Annotated in this window: 18 protein-coding genes; 9 read left to right on the top strand and 9 right to left on the bottom strand. The window is 37.5% G+C overall.

Translation table 11 applies throughout. The annotated features are described in order from the left end of the window. Nucleotides 1-42 precede the first annotated feature (42 nt). From IX38_RS08770 to IX38_RS08755, 4 genes are all read left to right on the top strand, one after another. Nucleotides 43-918 carry an aldo/keto reductase gene (locus tag IX38_RS08770; protein WP_034703884.1) on the top strand — a complete coding sequence of 292 codons (876 nt, stop codon included), beginning with the start codon at nucleotides 43-45 and terminating at the stop codon, nucleotides 916-918. 87 nt (nucleotides 919-1,005) lie between these two features. After that, complete coding sequence (locus IX38_RS08765; RefSeq protein ID WP_034703882.1) at nucleotides 1,006-2,067, top strand: NAD(P)H-dependent flavin oxidoreductase; 1,062 nt, start codon at nucleotides 1,006-1,008, stop codon at nucleotides 2,065-2,067. Between the two features lie 38 nt (nucleotides 2,068-2,105). Further along, on the top strand, nucleotides 2,106-2,645 hold the full coding sequence (locus tag IX38_RS08760; RefSeq protein ID WP_034703881.1) for a DUF6934 family protein: 540 nt from the start codon (nucleotides 2,106-2,108) through the stop codon (nucleotides 2,643-2,645). Between the two features lie 22 nt (nucleotides 2,646-2,667). After that, entirely contained in the window at nucleotides 2,668-2,862 is a 195-nt protein-coding gene (locus IX38_RS08755) for a hypothetical protein (RefSeq protein ID WP_034703879.1), read from the top strand. Between the two features lie 52 nt (nucleotides 2,863-2,914). On the opposite strand, the gene IX38_RS08750 is transcribed toward IX38_RS08755, so the two are convergent. The 9 genes from IX38_RS08750 to IX38_RS08710 form a co-directional block, all read right to left on the bottom strand. Beyond that, the gene (locus IX38_RS08750) at nucleotides 2,915-4,252 is read right to left on the bottom strand and encodes a UDP-N-acetylmuramate--L-alanine ligase (protein WP_034703877.1); all 1,338 of its coding nucleotides are present in this window, start codon (nucleotides 4,250-4,252) and stop codon (nucleotides 2,915-2,917) included. Nucleotides 4,253-4,258: 6 nt separating this feature from the next. Then, nucleotides 4,259-4,699, bottom strand: coding sequence for a hypothetical protein (locus tag IX38_RS08745; RefSeq protein WP_228377928.1), 441 nt, complete (start codon nucleotides 4,697-4,699; stop codon nucleotides 4,259-4,261). Between the two features lie 12 nt (nucleotides 4,700-4,711). Further along, nucleotides 4,712-5,518, bottom strand: coding sequence for a lysophospholipid acyltransferase family protein (locus IX38_RS08740; RefSeq protein WP_034703875.1), 807 nt, complete (start codon nucleotides 5,516-5,518; stop codon nucleotides 4,712-4,714). 26 nt (nucleotides 5,519-5,544) lie between these two features. Continuing rightward, nucleotides 5,545-6,174 (bottom strand): NUDIX hydrolase, encoded by a 630-nt coding sequence (locus IX38_RS08735; RefSeq protein WP_034703873.1) that lies wholly within the window; start codon nucleotides 6,172-6,174, stop codon nucleotides 5,545-5,547. 451 nt (nucleotides 6,175-6,625) lie between these two features. Beyond that, on the bottom strand, nucleotides 6,626-7,102 hold the full coding sequence (locus tag IX38_RS08730) for an OsmC family protein (protein WP_084680236.1): 477 nt from the start codon (nucleotides 7,100-7,102) through the stop codon (nucleotides 6,626-6,628). A 90-nt stretch (nucleotides 7,103-7,192) separates the two neighbouring features. Further along, complete coding sequence (locus tag IX38_RS08725) at nucleotides 7,193-8,617, bottom strand: T9SS type A sorting domain-containing protein (protein ID WP_034703869.1); 1,425 nt, start codon at nucleotides 8,615-8,617, stop codon at nucleotides 7,193-7,195. 70 nt (nucleotides 8,618-8,687) lie between these two features. Next, a complete protein-coding gene (locus tag IX38_RS08720; RefSeq protein ID WP_034703867.1) occupies nucleotides 8,688-10,247 on the bottom strand; it encodes an Rne/Rng family ribonuclease in 1,560 nt (519 codons plus the stop codon). Between the two features lie 366 nt (nucleotides 10,248-10,613). Then, complete coding sequence (locus tag IX38_RS08715) at nucleotides 10,614-10,904, bottom strand: HU family DNA-binding protein (RefSeq protein ID WP_002984212.1); 291 nt, start codon at nucleotides 10,902-10,904, stop codon at nucleotides 10,614-10,616. A 137-nt stretch (nucleotides 10,905-11,041) separates the two neighbouring features. Beyond that, entirely contained in the window at nucleotides 11,042-11,713 is a 672-nt protein-coding gene (locus tag IX38_RS08710; RefSeq protein ID WP_034703865.1) for a response regulator transcription factor, read from the bottom strand. A 179-nt stretch (nucleotides 11,714-11,892) separates the two neighbouring features. Here IX38_RS08710 and tssO point away from each other — a divergent pair, with 179 nt between their 5' ends. The 5 genes from tssO to IX38_RS08685 all read left to right on the top strand — a co-directional run bounded on the left by tssO (nucleotide 11,893) and on the right by IX38_RS08685 (nucleotide 19,759). Beyond that, a complete protein-coding gene (tssO, locus tag IX38_RS08705; RefSeq protein ID WP_034703863.1) occupies nucleotides 11,893-12,426 on the top strand; it encodes a type VI secretion system TssO in 534 nt (177 codons plus the stop codon). A gap of 16 nt (nucleotides 12,427-12,442) precedes the next feature. Further along, complete coding sequence (locus IX38_RS08700; protein ID WP_034703861.1) at nucleotides 12,443-12,967, top strand: type VI secretion system transmembrane protein TssO; 525 nt, start codon at nucleotides 12,443-12,445, stop codon at nucleotides 12,965-12,967. A gap of 43 nt (nucleotides 12,968-13,010) precedes the next feature. After that, nucleotides 13,011-13,919 (top strand): PKD domain-containing protein, encoded by a 909-nt coding sequence (locus tag IX38_RS08695; RefSeq protein WP_034703859.1) that lies wholly within the window; start codon nucleotides 13,011-13,013, stop codon nucleotides 13,917-13,919. Nucleotides 13,920-13,964: 45 nt separating this feature from the next. Continuing rightward, the gene (gene tssR, locus IX38_RS08690; RefSeq protein WP_034703857.1) at nucleotides 13,965-16,364 is read left to right on the top strand and encodes a type VI secretion system protein TssR domain-containing protein; all 2,400 of its coding nucleotides are present in this window, start codon (nucleotides 13,965-13,967) and stop codon (nucleotides 16,362-16,364) included. An 899-nt stretch (nucleotides 16,365-17,263) separates the two neighbouring features. Continuing rightward, nucleotides 17,264-19,759 (top strand): ATP-dependent Clp protease ATP-binding subunit, encoded by a 2,496-nt coding sequence (locus IX38_RS08685; protein ID WP_034703855.1) that lies wholly within the window; start codon nucleotides 17,264-17,266, stop codon nucleotides 19,757-19,759. The last annotated feature ends 11 nt before the right edge of the window (nucleotides 19,760-19,770 follow it).

Below are 19,770 nucleotides of genomic sequence, written 5' to 3'. Positions count from 1 at the left end.
GTTAGGCTTTACATTAATATTAAAAAATTAAATTAAAGAATTATGCAAAAGAAAACATACGCAGGGCAGCCTGTAGTGACATTAAATAACGGGGTGGATATTCCGGCTTTAGGCTTTGGAGTTTGGCAGATGGAAAACCCGGATGAATGTGAAAAAGCAGTAGTGAAAGCCATTCATACAGGATACAGAATGATTGATACCGCGGCCATTTACCAGAATGAAACAGCAGTAGGCCAGGCGGTGAAAAACAGTGGTGTCAGCAGAGATGAGCTGTTCATTACTTCCAAGGTATGGGTTCAGGACCATGGCTACGAACAAACGAAGAAGGCCTTCCAGAGAACACTGGACAGGTTGCAGATGGATTATCTGGATATGTATCTGGTTCACTGGCCGTACGGGGACTTTTTAGGTACCTGGAAAGCTTTGGAAGAATTATATGCCGAAGGAAAAATCACAGCTATTGGTGTATGCAACTTTACCGTGGAGAAATTAGAGGAATTAAAAGCCAATTCAACCGTTCCTCCGGTGATCAACCAGATCGAGCTTCACCCGGTTTTCCAGCAGAAAGAACTTCAGATATATGATAGGGAAAACAATATTATAACACAGCCCTGGAGCCCGCTTGGGAACGGAAATGCAGATCTTCTGAACAATTCACAATTAGAAGCTGTTGCCGGAAAATATAGTAAAACAGCAGCACAGGTGATCCTGAGATGGCACCTTCAGGAAGGATTTGTTGTTATTCCGAAATCTGTGACTCCTTCAAGAATTGAAGAAAATTTTAATGTTTTTGATTTTGAACTGACTGAAGAGGAAATGGATATTGTCCGCTCTTTAGATACAGGAAAAAGACTGTTCTTTGATCCTAAAGATCCTGACTGGGAAGAAAAAATGCTGAAATCCAGAGCTGATATCTAAATCCGTCAGCTTGATGTGCGGTTAATGCATATATTCAGGATTATAGCAAGGATATCACACTTTGTAAATTTTAAATAAAATAATTCTATGTTCTGGCCGGATACAATCAGTAAAATTTTAAATATAAAATATCCTGTAATCCAGGCTCCGATGTTTGGCGTAAGCACTCCTGGAATGACTGCGGCAGCGGCAAAAGCCGGATGTCTGGGTTCACTGGCATTGGCTGATCTTTCTGCGGATCAATCTGTTGAACTGATCAGGAAGACTAAAAAACTCACAAATCAGCCCTTTGCTGTCAATATTTTTGTCCATCATATTCCTGAACTGACAGATTCATTGAGAGAAAAATTTTCTGAAGCTAAACAATTTATTACCCGGCTGGCAAAAGAAAATCATATAGAAGTCAGGCTTCCGGATCTTGAAGACATTCAAGTGAACAGCTACCATGATCAGGTAGATGCTATTATGGAAGAGGGCTGCAAAATTCTGAGTTTTATTTTCGGGAATCTTGATGATAAAAGCATACAAAAGCTAAAAGAAAATGAAGTAATCCTCATCGGAACCTGTACTTCAGTGGAAGAAGCTTTAATTCTGGAAAAATCCGGGATTGATATGATCTGTGTACAGGGAATTGAAGCCGGGGGACACAGAGGAACTTTTGATGCGAATGATATTCCGGAAATCGGAGGAATTTCTTTACTGTCAGAAGTTGATGATCATGTGAAAGTTCCGTTGATTTATGCAGGCGGTATTCATAACGGAAAAACTTTAAGAGCAGCAAAAGAACTTGGAGCACAGGGATTCCAGGTTGGAAGTCTATTGTTGGCATCCCAGGAAAGTGCGTTGCATCCGTTTGAAAAAGAAAGACTGAAAAATGTAACGGAAAAAGATATTGTTCTTACGAAAAGCTTTTCGGGACGGTACGCAAGAGGAATTAAAAACAAATATATTGAAACTCTTGAAAACTCAGCATATATTCTGCCTTATCCTTATCAGAATAAACTGACGAATGAATTACGTAAAGTTTCAAAATCGCTGGATAATACTGATTTTGTAAGCATCTGGGCCGGGCAGTCTATTCACAATTACAGTGAACTTTCTACAGAGGAGATCCTGAAAAATTTGATTCAAAGCGTTGGAATGAAATAATTAAGAGAATTTTTCTTATTTTTCCGTAAACAAACACAATGATCAAAATTAATCTAGAAGATACTTACGAACCAATTTCTATTAGTGATGATTTAACAGAGTTTATTTTTCATTCTGAATTAAATAGTGGCGAAAGCAAGGATTTATATGTGAGATTTTATGATTATGAAGACCCTTTTTTGCCAAATGTTTATAATCTAGCTTATGGACCATTAGATGAACATGGAAAAATTGATGATACAATCAAATTACAACATAAAAATATAAATAAACTATTTTCAACAATCATATTTTTTGTTATAACATTTCTTGATACAAACAAAGATAAAAAGATAGGAATAGATGGTTCTGATGATACACGAGCCTATTTATATCATAGAATGTTTATAAGTAATCATGAAGAATTAAATGATTTGGTCGTAATAATAGGCGTTGACTGGTATGTAAAATTATTGAGAAATGGAAATGTTGAAAGAGATCAATATGATAGGGCATTATTTAAACCCAGGCCTGAACCTTTTGATTTAGAAAGAAAGGCATCAAACTTGTACAGATATTATTTAATAGAAAGAAAATAAAATAATTATTAACTTTGTAATTATGAAAAAAAGTATTCAAGATAAAATGGATTCTATTAGAATAAGAGCTTCCAAAGATGGAAAATTTATTTCGGAGACTCATTTGAGCAAAGAAAAAAGTTCGTTATCCCAATCAATTAGGAATAAAAAAGAAGCGGAAAATTTTAGAATAGCTTATGAGTCTGCTAAAGTATTAGCAAGAAAAAACAATAATTAATAAAACAAAATTCCTCTTGATCTGAAAGGAATCTTGTTTTATATAAGTAAATTTATTTCGTCAAATCCAAACCACCAAAATTACCCGAACTCATCATCATATAAACACCCTGGGTTTTATCCAGCGTATCCCAGTAAGCATGAAGCTCTTTGGCATTGGTAAATACTTTTAAATTTTCGTTTTTAAATTTTTCGTTGATCAGATCAGGCGAAATTGGTTCCATTCTTTTGATCTTTAAGGCGTCTTCAGAATAGAAAACAACCGCTTCATCCAGACCGTCCATTGCGTGATCGTATTGTTCTAAAAATACAGGATTCAAACTTGAATAGGTATGCAATTCAAGAAAACCGTATTTTTTTTCGTTTTTAAATTGTTCACAAAAAGCTTTTACAGCAGCTTTTACCTTGCTGGGAGCGTGTGCAAAATCTTTGTAAAGAATTCCTTTATCTTCTCTTTCTACTTTTTCAAGACGTTTTGACGCGCCTTTGAAGCTCATGATGGCTTCATAGAAATCTTCATCCATAATTCCCAACGTATGGCAAATATGTCGTGCTCCTTCAAGATTCAGTAAATTGTGTGCTCCAAAAACCGAAAGCGGAACATCACCCATTTCAGTTTTTAAATGAACTTTTCCGTTAATGATTTCGTATTCGGGAGTTTTGTAAGGGATTTTTCTGAAATAATTTTCGGCGGCTTCCACTACTTTTACCACCTCTGCATCTTCTTCATTGTATACCAGAACACCGCCTGGAGTAATGCTTGCAACGAATCTTCTGAACTGCTCTGTATAATCGTCAAATGTTTTGAATACATTGATATGATCCCATGCAATACCGCTCATTAAAGCAATATTCGGCTGGTACAGAAGGAACTTTGAACGGAGGTCGATAGGTGAGGAAAGGTATTCATCACCCTCCAGCACCATAAAATCGTTGTCCTGCGTCAGCTTTACCATGCAGTCAAAGCCTTCCAGCTGCGCACCTACCATATAATCAACATCTTTCTGATGGAAATTCAAGACATGAAGAATCATTGAAGTGATTGTCGTCTTACCGTGTGATCCGGCGATTACCACTCTTGTCTTGTTTTTTGACTGTTCGTAAAGAAATTCAGGATATGAATAAATTTTTAAACCCAGCTCTTTTGCCTTTGCCAGCTCAGGATTGTCCTGATGGGCATGCATTCCAAGGATAACTGCATCAATGTCCGAAGTTATTTTTTCAGGGAACCAGCCCATTTCCCGGGGCAGAATTCCTTTCTTTTCCAGTCTGGATCTTGAAGGCTCGAAAATAGCATCATCTGAACCTGTTACCTGGTATCCTTTGTCCTTTAACGCAATCGCAAGATTATGCATGGCGCTTCCGCCGATAGCAATGAAGTGGGTTTTCAATTGTATTTACTGTTTTTTTACATTATTATTAATGATCTCCTGGAAGGCATTCAGAATATTGTTCCAGTTCGTTGTAAAGTTCGGCATCATCATGCTGGCATCAGACTTGTTGCCTTCGTTCGGACCCTTCTTTACATTGACGGTGGTGGCCACATGATCATACAGCTTTTTGTGATCTTCCTGTATCCTTCTGAAATTGTTCTGGGAAAGTGTCTGATCCAGTTTCTTCAAATCTTCATCAGAAATTTTAAAGTCCTTTTTATACTTTTCCCCCCCTTCCTCAAAAGAATAATGTGCATTATTACCTTTGATAAGTAAATTCTCGTACATAGGAGCATAACCTCCGCTTCTGGAATAGCTTATATCAAAATCTGAATATACCTTCTGACTGTTACACGAAACTAATACTATGACCGTGAATAAGATCCCTAATATTTTGTTCATCATTTTCTACTTACTTTAATTATTTGAATCCTTTTGTTCTAATTTTTTAGCTTTAAGTTCTTCATCATAATTGTGTAGTACATTGAAATCTTCTGTCTGCTCAATGGCAGTCATGATTTTCAATAGAATTTCAGGCGCTTTTTCATTGTCGTAATCTATATCCAGAGGTGCTTTGAATTCCATGGTAGGTTTTACGCCCGTAACCTTTACACGGAGGCCTTTCTTGTCAAATGCCCTTCTGAAACCGTTGATCTTGATAGGAATCACGATCGGCCGCTGATTTTTGACCAGTTTGGCTGTACCTCTTCGTCCTTGGGCAAAAGCAGATGTAGTACCTTGAGGGAAAGTAGCTACCCAGCCATTGTCCAAAGCTTTCATAATATTGTCAACTTCCGTTAGATCTACCATCCTGTTGACCGTTTTACCCTCTGCCCTCCAGGTTCTTTTTACCGTTACAGCACCCGCGATCTTGAAGATCTTGGGAAGAATCCCTTTGTTCATGGTTTCTTCTGCTGCTACATAGTAAAAGTCGATCTTTGGGTTGAGCAGGTAGATAGGGTTTTTAATTGTGTTCAGATATCCGTTGTTTACAGCGCAGAATGCATGGTACATTGCTGCTACGTCTGCAAAATAGGTTTGATGGTTGGATACGAAAAGCACGTTGGAATCGGGAAGATCCACCAGGTGTTCCGTACCGGTTATCCTTAATTTATTAAAGCCGTTGAACCTTCTGTAAGATACAACCCCTAAAATAAAAATAATAAACCTTTTTAAAAAATAAGGTGTTCCGAATGCATCGGTGAAAATATTTTTCTTCGCCATCTCTCAATTAACACTGTAGTGCAAAGTTACATTTTTTTCAGCAACTGGCTAAACTCGCTCAATATCATTGCTGTAGCGCCCCAGATGATGTATCCGTTGAAATTAATGACCGGGACTTCATGCCCGGAAGCACCCGGAAGTGCCATGATTTCGGGATTATCCGGAAGGCTGAGAAAAGAGGTGATAGGAAATTCTATAGTTTCTACCGCTTCAGTCTGCTGAAGAACGAAAAGCGGGTTCTTTTTAGTATAAGAAATATAAGGGTACACGTAGAAATTACTCGGTGGAATATAGATAGGAGACATCTCCCTGATCACCCTTATGTAATGCTTGTCTATACCGATCTCTTCCGAGGTTTCCCGTACTGCGGTTTCTGCAAAATCCCTGTCCAATTCTTCACGCTTGCCGCCGGGCAGTGAGATCTGTCCGCTGTGCCTGTCGTGCTCATTAATGGTTCTTTGAATCAGTGGGAAATACCATTCATTATCTTTTAAATAAAGAACAATATTAACGGCTGCAAATTTTGGATTTTTTGCCAATACCTCATCATAGGTGAATACAGGACGGGAAGGAGGTGAAAATACCCCGTGGGCATGTATCCCCGGCAGTTCTACATTGGTAATTTTTCTCAATAAATCTTTTCCAAAATTTTCCATACCTCAAATTTAGCAATATATACTGAAGAAAAGAATAGGGATTAACATTAATTAACCTGAGTTCGGATAAGAAATGTATGAATGCAATTTATTTTATCGCAAAGGCAAACAAAAGGTATTTTCTGTTATGTATAATAAGAAATCTGTTTAAACTTATATTTTATATAGTTAGCCAATCGCAAAGGCACAAATTATATTATAAAAACATTTTAAGGCACAAAGATTTTATCTGCTATAAAATTTCTCACTTTATTATAGAGTTTTTGCTGAAAATCTTTAATTTTCTTTCGCCTGAAAACATCCATACAGATTAAAACTTTGCGCCTTTGCGATTGTCCAACAAAAAAGTTTAAACAAATTCAAGAAAAACAAAGACATTTCATTCAGGAATACGAAATATTTCCTGTGTGTTGTTTATCATTATGTTAATTAATTTATACTGTGGCAGTGGTTACGTTTTTTTAATTAACAGGGTAGGGATGTGTTCTACGGGAAAATTTACCGATCTGGCGATGAAACAAAATTCGTTAGCTTTATGATGGAGCTCTTTTGCTTTTTCAATCATAGATTCCTCTGTGACGGTAACTGTCGGGTGCAGTGTTACAGAAGTGAAGTTTCCGCTCCCATTGGTATTTTCGGACATAATGCCCGTAGCTTCGTCTGTATAACCGGTGACAATGATTCCTTCTTCTGAACAGAAGTGAAGGTACCAAAGCATATGGCACGAAGAAAGTGAAGAAAGAAAAAGGTCTTCAGGATTGTGTTTGGTTTTATCTCCACGGAATGCGGGATCAGAAGAGCCATCAATAAGGGCTTTATTCTCAATCTGAATGGTATGGCTCCTTTCGTAGCTTCTATGGCCGCCAGTGCCGGTTCCTTTGTTTCCTGTCCAGTGTATGGTTGCTTTATAGTGGTGCTCTTTACTCATTCTGAATTTTTTGTTTAGTTTGAAAAATAAAAAAGTATTTACTAAAATTATGTAAATACTTTTTAAATTAGATTTAAGAAATTTTATTTTTTAATTCTTCATAAGTTTTTTTATTGAAACTTTTCCATTGTCAAAAGTTACTTTCACAAGATAAACTCCTTTCGGAAGTTCAGAAGCATTTGAATTATTTTCCTGTACGGTCTTTAGAAGTTTTCCGTCAAGGGAATAGATTTCTATTTTACTTACCTTTTTTTCCGATTTGTAAACCAGATTTTGATTGACCGGATTTTCAAAAGATATATCGATACTTGTTTTTGTAGCGTCAACGGTTGATAATGTTGCAGTACTAAGTAAATATTTTACGATTGCTGCGTCTCCGTTTGAAATAATATTATTGTTATTAACAATCATTTCTTCAACACTCATAAATGAACTGTCAGGATAATAACCAAAATCAGGAGCTATCGAACCACTTTGAGTGAGCTTTGTAAAAAAGGTAGGAGATTCGTCTGAACTATAAGGGATATAGGGATGGGATGATTGGTTTCCTCCAATGTAATAATATCCATTTTTTTCAACAATACTTTTAGCCAAAGCGCTGGGATGTATTATAGATAAGGCACAATTAAATGTACTATCAAGAGTTCCATCCGGGTTTAGTCTAAAAATTTCATTGCCTGTGGAATTTGATTTTGAAATAACAATCTTATTATTGCTGTCTATAATTGCAGTACCCAAAGGTTCAAAAACCAAATTTGATTGTAAAATACCATTATTTCCAAAGCTCGTTACCGGCTGTCCATCGGGACTGAATTTTTCAATGATGCCATTAGCATAGGCAGAGTTGATCTTGGTAATACAGATAAGATTAGATTGGTTATCCATTAGTACAAACGCACCATAATAAAAGTTTCCCTGAGTAGCTACAGAACCATTGGTTCCGAAAGAGGTATCAATACTTCCGTCAGCATTACATCTCCATATAGTAGCAGAGTCATGAACAATTATTTTCCCATTTTGTAAAATTAGTCCTAAAGAACGACCATTTACATCACTACCAATACTAAAACCATTAGATATTATTGAAATGCCATTGGTTCCGAAAGTGGCATCTAACTGCCCGTTTGGAAGTATTCTATATATTATTCCTACATCAATAGAACCGGAAACTCCACCACTGGTATTGCCAAAACCAAAAATCACCAATTTACCATCCGACTGTATTTTTAATTGACATAGATAAGTATAATAAGGCAGTTGAATTTTTCCATTGTTTCCAAAAGCTGAATCTAGAACTCCATTAGCTGTAAGTTTATATACAAATGTTTCGGTACTATTCGGGATAGAATAAGATGAATAAATACTTCCATTAGAATCTTGAGCCATAGTCCAGGCAAGCGTATAATTGGCAACGTTAGATACTCCATTCGAAGCAAAAGTGGGATCTTTAGAAATGATTTGTGCAAAAGCAGTCTGTACTGCAAGAAGCAGCACAAGAAATAAATTTTTTGTCATTGTGTATGTGTTTTAAGACTGTAAATATAACAAAAAACCTCCAGACAAGCCGGAGGTTTAAAATTTTGTGTTAATTAGAATATCCAATCAATTCTTCTTTTTTCGAATTGTAAATTTTGTATTCTAAATATTTGAAAGAATCCCTTGGGATGACGGTTACCCATTTTTTATATTTCATGAACCATTTCATCTGGATGCTTTTGATGCCTTTTGTAAGGTAAGCTTCCACGAAAGGATGTACATGCAGGTAAAGTTTTCCTTTATCCTTCTGTATAATATTTCTTATGGTTTCTTCCAATCTTTCCACAACAACGATCGGAGCTGTGATTTCTCCGTCTTTATTAGGATTTTCTTCTTTGGTCTCGATTTGTTTTTCCGGGCGGTTTCTTTGTCTGGTGATCTGGATCAGTCCAAATTTGCTCGGGGGAAGAATTTTGTGGCGTGCTTTGTCACGTTTCATTTCTTCTTTCAAATGTTCAAACAAATCTCTTCTGTGGTCGGGATTTTGCATGTCGATAAAATCAATAACGATAATGCCTCCCATATCACGAAGACGCAATTGTCTTGCGATTTCTGTTGCTGCCATTTTGTTCACGTTCATGGCGTGTTCTTTATTGGCTGAGTTTCCGGTCGTGATATTATTTCCGGAGTTGACGTCGATCACGTGAAGTGCTTCTGTATGCTCAATGACTAGGTAAGCACCTTTTGAACTTGGAATATTAACGTGTTTTCCGAAGCTCTGCTTGAGCTGTTTTTCAACGTTATAATATTCCAGAAGAGGAATGTGTGAATTATAAAACTGGACAATATTCTTTTTTTCCGGAGCTATGACCTCCACATAGCTGGTCATTTCAGCTGCCATCTGCTCATCATCGCAGATGATGCTCACGAAATCCTGGTTGAAATTGTCTCTTAAAATAGCTGAAGCTTTGTCTTCTTCGCTTAAAACTCTGGCCGGAACCTTACTTTTCTGAATGTTTTTGAACGTGCTTTCCCATTTCTGGATCAGCTGATTCATATCATTGTGAAGGTCTGCTACTTTTTTTCCTTCCGCTACAGTCCTTATAATAACACCGAAACCTTCAGGCTTGATGCTGTCTATAAGCGTTTTCAGTCTTTCCTTTTCTTCATTAGTTCTAATCTTTTTAGAAATGGAAACTTTGTTGTCGAAAGGGATCAGGACCAGAAAACGTCCTGTCAGAGAAACCTGGGTAGAAATTCTCGGACCTTTTGTGGAAATAGGTTCTTTGGTGATCTGAAGCAGAACGAGATCATCTTTTACAATGACTTTTTCTACGGTTCCGTTTTTGTCTATTTCGGGTTGGATCTCGAAATTTTTTAAGCTTGAAGTGCTCTGTTTTTTAGAAATAGTATCTTTTAAAAACTTTTTGTACGTTAAGTATTGCGGTCCCAGATCCTGATAATGCAGAAATGCATCCTTATCGTAGCCGATATTTACGAAGGCAGCATTCAGGTTGGGTGCCAGTTTTTTTACTCTTCCTACAAACAGATCTCCAACTATAAATTCGCTTTTGTCCTCTTGTTCATGAAGTTCACATAGTCTTCCGTCTTCCAGCAGTGCAATCTTTGTAAGATCGTCTTCATGCGAAACTATTAGTTCTTTCTTCATTTTTGTTATAAGATAAAATTATTAAGATTATAGGAAATTGGCGTATTTTTTAGCAGATAAATAATATTAAATATAAGAATTTAGATTGAAATTGCTGCATTTTTTTTTAACATCTGTAAAAACCTTATTTTTCCCTTTAAATCTTACTGGTTGCAAACAAAAATATAGTCGGTGATCTTTAAAAAATTAAAACCACCAACTATATTATTATATTGTAAATCTCGGAAAAAGAGATTATTTTTTCTTATGTCTGTTCGCTCTTCTTCTTTTCTTTCTTTTGTGAGTTGCAACCTTGTGTCTTTTTCTTTTCTTTCCGCTTGGCATAATTTTAATTTTTTAGTAACTAGTTAATATTCAGTTAATTTTTTATTTTACTGCGACTTTAGTTTTTACTTTCTCTACAAAAGATTTTGAAGGTTTGAAAGCAGGAATGTTATGAGCAGGAATCTCAATTGCAGTGTTTTTAGAAATATTTCTTCCTGTTTTAGCAGCTCTTGTTTTAATGATAAAAGATCCAAAACCTCTTAGATAAACGTTATCCCCATTATACATAGAAGTCCTGATCTCCTGCATAAAAGCTTCTACAACTTTCTGTGTTTCATTCTTTTCTGTTCCCAACTTATTTGAGATGGTGTTTACCAATTCTGCCTTTGTCATTTCCTTTTTTAATTTTAAATTTTAGGTGTGCAAATTTAGTTAAAAAAATTGAATACTAGCAAATTAGTGGCAAAATTTTTTGCTCATCGGGTTAGAGTTTTCATGTTTAGTCAATATTAATATTACATTAAATCTTCCTACATGCTGGAATTGTAGTAGCCGTTTTCTACACAGAAACGGATAAGATGCAGTTTGGTTTTCAGTCCCAGCTTTTCTGTAAGCCTGTTGATGTAGGTATCAATGGTACGGGTACTGAGGTTCAGTTTTTCTGCGATTTCCTTGTTACTGTAGCCTTCGTAGCAGAATTTCATAAGCTGTATTTCGGTAGGGCTGAGCTCTTCCTGGCCCTTCTTCTGCCTCTCCATATAGTTCTGTACCGCGAGTGGCTGCTGCTCCCATTCCTTAGAATATTTGTCATAGTCGAAGCCGTCAGAAGCAATACTTCCTTTAATAATATCTTTAATAATATTGCTTTTTTTCTGGCAATAATAGATATTGGGAATTTTAGAAAGGATCTCAGCCATATCTTCCTGATACGTGCTGGAATAAGTTACAATAGGGGTTTCCGTATTGTTTTTCCTGATGTATTTGATAGCTTCTATCCCGCTCAGTACGGGCATGAACAGCTCTATGATAAACACGTCTTCCTGTCTCCTGTAAATCCTGTTCACAAGCTCATGACCGTTGTTACAGTCATTCAGAAGCATATAGAAAGGGTTTTCCATCAGTGTTTTGATCATGATCTTCTTAAAGTAGAAGTCGCTGTCAGCTATAGAAAACCGGACTGTGTTTGATAATAATTTACTCACTTTTAATATCGATTTGGTATATGATATTTAAAATTCAGATGCCTAATTTATGAAAAACTTATGAAAGTTAAAATTAAACTTCGTTAATTAGGGTTTTCACGAAAATACATTAGGTAAAATACGTATTGTACATAAATTTTTTTTTTTATATTTTCACAGGCCAAACAAATCGCAAACATATGTCTTCTAACAGAGAAAAAAAACTAAACAAATCTGATGTCAGAATAGGCATCTGGAAGTTTATTCTGTCTTTCGTCGTCTTATCGGTGGTGTCTTTTCTGTGCCTATTCCTTTTTTTTAAAAGCTACAATATACAGCGGGAAGGAATAGTAAAGGAATCGGATGCTTACAAAGAACTTATGATGCGTGGTGACGTTCTCAGGGCTCATGTAGATAAAATCTATGACCAGATGAACCAGCTCAACATCAATAAGGTAGAAAATGATGTTTTCCTCAGAACCAGAATTATGGATGATGTGAGGGAAGTAAAAAACATTATGGGTAAAGACAGTGCTAATAATTTCAAGCATTATGCTGTTCTGATGAAGCAGATAGAGCCGATGTTGAAGTTAAAGAATGATATTATCGGGGTAGAATCCCAGAAAAAGATAGTCCTCAGGGATCTTGAGGAGTGCATAGTAAAGGTAGGAAGAGCGAACGGCCAGCTTAAAAAAGATCCTACCAGGAATTTTACAGGAGGAAAAAAAAGGTAATAAAAAAATAAATCATATGCAGGGATCTATTACACTATCTAAGAAAGAAAGGCATTATCAGTTTTTTTATTTAATACTGATGCTTTTAGCAGCTATGATATTCTTCGGAATCATCTTTTTAAAGGGATACGATTCCCCATTCTCCGAAGAAGATGTAAGAGGAATACAAAGTCTTGAACAGAAAGCGGCATTCGATGGTCACCAAAAGATCTTGCAGCCGGAAATGGACAGTACTTACACCATGATCAGCAGAATTGCAGATAAATCTCCGGAACCCTTTGCCGAGAGCAATATTTTCAATGGTATCAATGGCCTTGCAAGCTACTTTCATGCTAACGATGTCATGGATATCCGAAAAGATGCGTATCCGCAGATCGCTAAATTCTACAAAATGTATTTTGAGGACAAAAAAGTTATTTCTACAACCACAGAAGATGTAAAAAGATTCGAAAAAGAGGTGGAAGACTGCAGAATCGGTTTTAAAGACAAGCAAAACCGCCTTTATGAAAGAGAAAATGCCCTAAGAGAAAGAACCCAGTAAAAGAAATAAACATTAAAGGAATAAACATCACAATCACTTAACTATGAATTATTTTCAAAAAAACAAAAAGAACATTATTATTGGTGTTATCGCAACGCTGCTTATTGCGGCACTCGTTGCGCTATGGCTGCAGAAAAAGGTGATCCATTCTGCCGATGATATTGTAGGAGTAGTCTATCCTTCCTCGCTGTCTGTAGGCGATACCCTTTTATTTGAGGATAAAACCCAGTTCGCAAAAACCAAGAGATGGAATTTTGGGGACGGAACAACTTCAGACAAAAGTACCGGAATACACTTTTACAATAAACCGGGGTATTATTCGGTAAGCTTGATTATTGATAACAAATATAGCAAGACCTTCCCTGTGATGGTTTCGGCCAGATACCAGAAGCCGAAAGACAGTGCGAAGATCAGTACTGTTATAGAAGCTCCTGCCCAGGCGATGCAGAATGAAAATGTGCAGTTCCGTGCAGTTTCGGATGCTACCCAGTTTGCATGGAAGTTTGGTGAAACGGGAAATATAGATGCCAAAGAGAAGATGGCCATTTATTCTTATAAAAAACCGGGAGATTACCGCGTGGCATTATTCACGGAGGAAAGCCAGGAACCTATCTACCACCTTATTAAGATTCTTCCGGCTTACAACTCTTTGCAGGAGGATGAAATACCTGTAGAAGATTCTTATAAAAAGGTTGATGATGATTTCAAATATCACCTGCAGCAGATTGCCAATGGGAACAGCTTTAATATGCATTATAACTACCTGCTGAGAACCTATCTGTGTAACAACGAGAATACGGTAGTAAAGGTAAGCGACAGCAAAGCGAATAACTTTTATATGTACTGTGCAGGCCTTCAGTTTGACAAAAATGTTGTCATTCAGAGTGTAAAAGTGAACTTAGATGATACGCAGAACTGTGTAACCAAGGTAGATATCAATCAAAGCAAATAATATAATCCGGTATTCCGGAGACACCAATCATTAAAATAAAATAGGATGAACAATAAATTTCCTCTAGCAGCATATTATATCGGATTATCAGTATTATTAGCAGGCTGTCAGGTGAGGCTGCCATCTAAAAGAACTCCTGAGCCGTCACAGTACGGGCAGGTAGACAATTCGCCGGTAGTGAACGGGTACCCGAAAAAAGCGGTCCCGTGGATCGTTATTTCGGACAGGTCCAGAAATACAGCCTATCTTGATAAGAGTGACGAAAAATCGTACAAAGAAGTTAAATTCCTTGAGCCTTTAATGGTTCTGAAACATAGAGATGGAATGGTGAAAGTAGCGGAATACGTTCCGGATGCTTTAATGAAAAAAGTTTCGTCAAAATCTATTAAAACCTACGGCTGGATCCCGGAATCCGACCTTCTTTTATGGAATAATTCTTTAAAAAGCGAAAAAACAGGCTTCCCTGTAAGAGTGGCTGTAGTTCCGAATCACAGTGAAGTGATCAGAAGTGCAGAGAGATATTATAAGAATGACTCAATCATGGTGTTCAATTCACCAAGCCTGGTAGAAGCTGCCAATGTCAAAATTCCAAACGGCCAGATGGTATATGTCTACAAACAGGCAGAAAACAATAAACGGTTTTTGGTAGGTAAAAAGCCTTCCATTGATATAGACAGCATCAGCACAAACCTTTACGGATGGGTAAATGCCAACGTAATCTCTGCCTGGGGTGAGCGTTCTGCCGTAAAGCTTAAAAACGATACAAAAGTTACCGAATCTGCCTTAGGCGTGCACGAAGGATACCCAGGCGGAGCAGATGCAGAAAGCAGAACAGCCATTCTTCTTACCGATACCCATAAGAGAACCCCTCTTGAGAATATTTACCCGGTAAGCCTGGCTTTAAATGAAACTCCCACACCGGATTCCAAAACAAAATACTTTACCAATATTTTAGACTACAGCAAAAATTATGTATTCAATGTTTTGGGTGAGGAGATCTATTTTGACCGCTACAGGGAAATCACGGAAAGAGATAAAAATATAAACATTGTTTTTGCACTGGATGTAAGTGCTCCCAATGCCCCTTATGCCCCGATTGTGAAGTCTCTTCTTCAGGATCTTCAGCTTAGATTTGAAAAACCTTCTTATTTCAATGGCGTAAAATATGGAGTTGTTTTGTATAAAAATAATCCGTGCGGAGAAAATGTTTTGGTTTCCAGTTTAAATGCAGACTACAGTAAGATTACGAAGTTCATTGATGAAAAGACCAACGAAATGAACTGTGACAGCAACAGCGGATACCAACCGGTGGATGAAGCGCTTTCTGCTGCAGGAAATCTGCTGTCGAACGTTCCGGATGAAACCAATATTGTAGTCACTGTAGGAACTTCTGCCAATCAGAGCGGAAATATGTACAGTGTGATCAGCTCTCTTACACAGGCACAGGCCAGGCTGATCATGTTCCAGACCAGTGCGAGATCAGCCGATACATACAATGATTTTGTGTTAATGGCTGAAAATGTGGTGACCAACACAGCGAAAAATATTGCCGAGCTTAAAAAGCAGAAGATCATTAACCAGAGTGATGTTCTTACTAAAAATAACTTCAGCCTTGTGGAAGGCGATGCCGGATTCTTCTCATTGGATTATCCAAAGCAGAGCATGTCCCAGGGATTCGTTATTTTCCCTAAAAAAGGTGATGTAGCTATGCCGGGTTACCTGAAAAAGTCCGTAGACAGCCTGATTGCACAGGTTACCTTAGACAATCAAACGGTTGACAAGTCACTGAATGAGTATTTCCATTCCTCGGTAGGAGCAGGAAGAACAGATGTGGACCTGAAATATAAATACCTCTTCCCGGGCCTTACGAATCCGGTTTCTGCAGGAATTGCAGCCCAGCTGATCAACTATGGAAACCCGTTCCTTGTAAAAGGATATATCCCGAAAGATCTGAAAGATTACAAGCCGGGTATAGAAAAAGGGATCCTTATCTCAGAAACAGAATATGATAACTTAAAGAACTTTTACACTGAAGTTTATTTTAAAACACAGCCTGAAAGAGCAGATTTTAAACAGGCCAGAGCGATCAAGGAATATATCAGGCTTCTGAAAAAATATAATCCTACCTTAAAATTCCTGGATAAATCTGAGCTTTATGAAAAGCCAATGGCTTATGCAGTAGGATTAAGCACTGGTTTTGATAATTCAGAAGATGAGCTGATGTCTAAATACAAACTTAAAGGCTGGAAAAAATCTAAAATCGTTTTGAATGAAAGGGTAAGAAAGTATTTCAAGGACTATAAAGAATTAGCCGACAGAATGCTTTCCCACAGAAACAATCCGGCAGTGAAGATCCAGCAGAACGGACAAACCTTCTACTGGCTTAATGAATACTTTATGCCGACCACTCAGACTGTTGACGAGCCGGAATACACAAAACATTAATCACTATTTTAGCATATCAAAAGCAGGAGTATAAACTTCTGCTTTTTTGTGTTAAAAGGATAATGGCTTAAATACCACATCATCACTTTAAATCTTAAATCCGGGCAGCTCTGAAACTTTTCAGAACTCTAATTTTTAAACAAACCCATTTTACTTATACACAGGAAATATTTTGTATTTCTTTGCGATAGAATAAAATTGCTCTTATTCATACTAAGCTCACGTTAATTTTAATTAAACACTATACCTGCAGAGCTGTATTATGAAAGTCAATATTAGGTTTCAAAAAACACCCGTATTTCTCATTTAAGTGTAAAATATCTCTTTTTTGTATATAGGCTGATAATCGAAACCCCTTTTCAGTGATCTCTGGCGGGGATTCTTAAATCAAAAGTAGTAGAATTACTACAAAATATGAAATTTATATTAAAATACTTTTGAAATAGAAATAAGCGCTATATATTTGTTAAACAATCACCACATCACAAAATATTAATAACGGGAAAATTTACAATCATGACGGGAAATTCAGGAATCATAAAAATTCAGTGACGGAAATAGTATAAGTTATTGAATATAGTGATTGCCTGCAGATTACGCCATAAACAAGAAACACTATTACACATCAACATTCATAGAAAAAGACTGTCCCTGAAAAGACAGTCTTTTTTGCCCGGGATCCTGTAGATGAAGTTTTTATAAACGGCTTATGTCTTAATTGTTAAAATTACTGGTACGGCAAAAACTTATTACTCTCTAATCAAAGAATTAACTATCTTTAACCCTATATACATTGCATAAAAAAGATATATTTGTAAAAAAATATACTTTAACAGATTACACCAAATAATCTGATAAACCGAAGCAAACACAGACATATTAATAATAGAAAACGATAAATGGGAGTATTAGTAACCAACGAAACAGTAAAGCAGCTATTTCATATTGCTCAGTCGATAGCGAAGGAGAATTACAATGCCACATACGGCGGTCCGCATATTCTGCAGGCGTTAATGCATAAAGATATCGGGCTTAATGAATTCCTGAAAAGTATTGATAAAGATCCCGGCTATTTCTATGAATGGGCAGATGTCCGCATCGAAGACTATCCGAAAACAGCCCATCTGCCGGATGAAGTACGACAGGATGAAGCTGTAGATATCCTTACGGAAGAAGCTGACGATATTCGCTTAAAACTTGGGCTGGATGAGATCACACCGATCTGTATCCTTACCGCTATTGTAAAACCTCAGGTAGTTTTTTCACTGCAGCAGCTGAAATCACTTCCCCTGAGAGAACATGAAATTTTCAATTTATATAGAAAAGATACCCCTTTTGCCGTATCTGAAGACGGTGATTTCTCTTCCCTTTTTTCAAACGGATCAGATTTCACAGATTCATCATTTCCGTCAATTAAAAGTTACTGTGTAGACAGAACGGCACAGGCCAGGAAAGGCGATCTTGAAAACATCATAGGAAGAGACAAAGAGCTCAGAATGCTCGTTGAGATCCTTTGCCGCAGAAGTAAGCCGAATGTGATCATCATCGGTGAGCCGGGCGTTGGGAAAACAGCTTTGGTAGAAGGCTTTGCGACAGAAATCACCAAAGGGAATGTTCCCGAAATGCTTAAAAATGCTACCCTTCTGGAACTGGACACCGGAGCATTATTAGCTGGGACTTCTTATAAAGGTGAAATTGAAGACCGACTGAAAAAAGTAATCAACGAATGCAAGAAAATTGAAAAAGCAGTCCTTTTTATAGATGAAATCCACACCCTTTTAGACCCGAAAGGGAGCATCGGAAATGTGGCCAACCTTCTTAAGCCCGAACTCGCAAGAGGCGAAATTACAGTGATCGGAGCTACAACGCAGGAAGAATATAGAAAAATTATCGAACCTGAACAGGCTTTCAACCGCCGTTTTGAAGTTCTTACAGTCAATGAGCCGGATGAACAGACCTGTGTGAAAATGATTGATGTCCTGCTTGACGGCTACAAAAAACACCATGGCATAGAAGTAGAGAAAACTTCCATTCCCGAGTGTGTACGTCTCGCAAAAAGATATGCAAAAGGCAAAAAACTACCTGATGCAGCGATTGATCTTTTAGACCGGACTATGGCCGCTATCAAAATGCTTGATGAGCTTTCAGAAAAAGAACTAGCAGGATGGAAAGAAACCTACGAGGGTATTTTAAAAGAAGAATTTACCGATACCAAAGACCAGGCAAACGAACTGATCTGGAACTATAACCTTCTGAGAGATAAGATAAGCCCTATCCTTTGGGGATCATTGAACGAACAACCCGCCATTGACAATTCAATGCCTGTTGATCAGATCCACAAGATCATTGATGATACCTATGCAGAGCTTTTACAGCATGCAGCTAAAAAAAGAGAAAAAGTAGACCGCTTAGAACTGGCAGCAGTAATGGCGGCAAAAACAAATATTCCAATCGGGAAAATCCAGGCCCAGGAGAAAGAAAAGCTTCTGAATATGGAATCTATGCTATTGAACAGAGTTGTAGGGCAGGATCATGCCTTAAAAATTCTTTCAGATGCCATTGTTGAAAACCGAAGCGGACTGAATAAACCGGGGCAGCCTATCGGGTCATTCTTCCTGCTGGGACCTACCGGAACAGGGAAAACCGAACTGGCAAAATCTATGGCAGAACTTCTTTTCAACGATGAAAAAGCCATGGTACGTTTTGATATGTCCGAATTCAAAGAAGAACATTCCGCAGCATTGCTGTACGGAGCGCCTCCGGGTTATGTAGGATATGAAGAAGGGGGAATGCTGGTTAATAAGATCAGGCAGCAGCCCTATACCGTTGTTTTGTTCGATGAAATTGAAAAAGCCCACCATTCCGTTTTTGATGTTTTCCTGCAAATTATGGATGAGGGAAAAGTTCATGATAAACTGGGAAAAGAAGGAGATTTCAGTAACGCCCTGATACTATTTACTTCCAATATCGGAAGTGAAGAAATCGTAAAACAGTTTGAAGAAGGAAAAGTTCCGGAATCATCCAAACTGATGCAGATTATGGCCGGTTCAGGAAGATTCAGGCCGGAATTTTTGGCAAGGATCACTGAGATTATTCCTTTTGCACCGATCACGGAATCTATCGCAGAAAGAATTTTCAATATCCAGCTGAAATCACTTCATACTTCACTGATGAGATTGGGAATGACCTTAAAGATCACCGACGAAGCAGTAAAAAATCTCGCACTGGGAGGATTCAGCAGCAAATACGGAGCAAGACAGATCTCCGGAGTAATCCGGGCACAGCTCGCAAGGCCGATCTCTAAAATGATTGTAAGGGAAGAAGTGAAATCCGGACAGACCATCCATGTAGACTGGAACAGCGAAGAAGACAAACTGATCTGGAAAGTAGATTAAAAATAAAAACA

Source organism: Chryseobacterium luteum (assembly GCF_000737785.1).
In the GTDB taxonomy this organism is placed as follows: domain Bacteria; phylum Bacteroidota; class Bacteroidia; order Flavobacteriales; family Weeksellaceae; genus Chryseobacterium; species Chryseobacterium luteum.
Note: the sequence above shows the minus strand (reverse complement) of the source record. Positions and strands in the feature narration are given on the sequence as shown.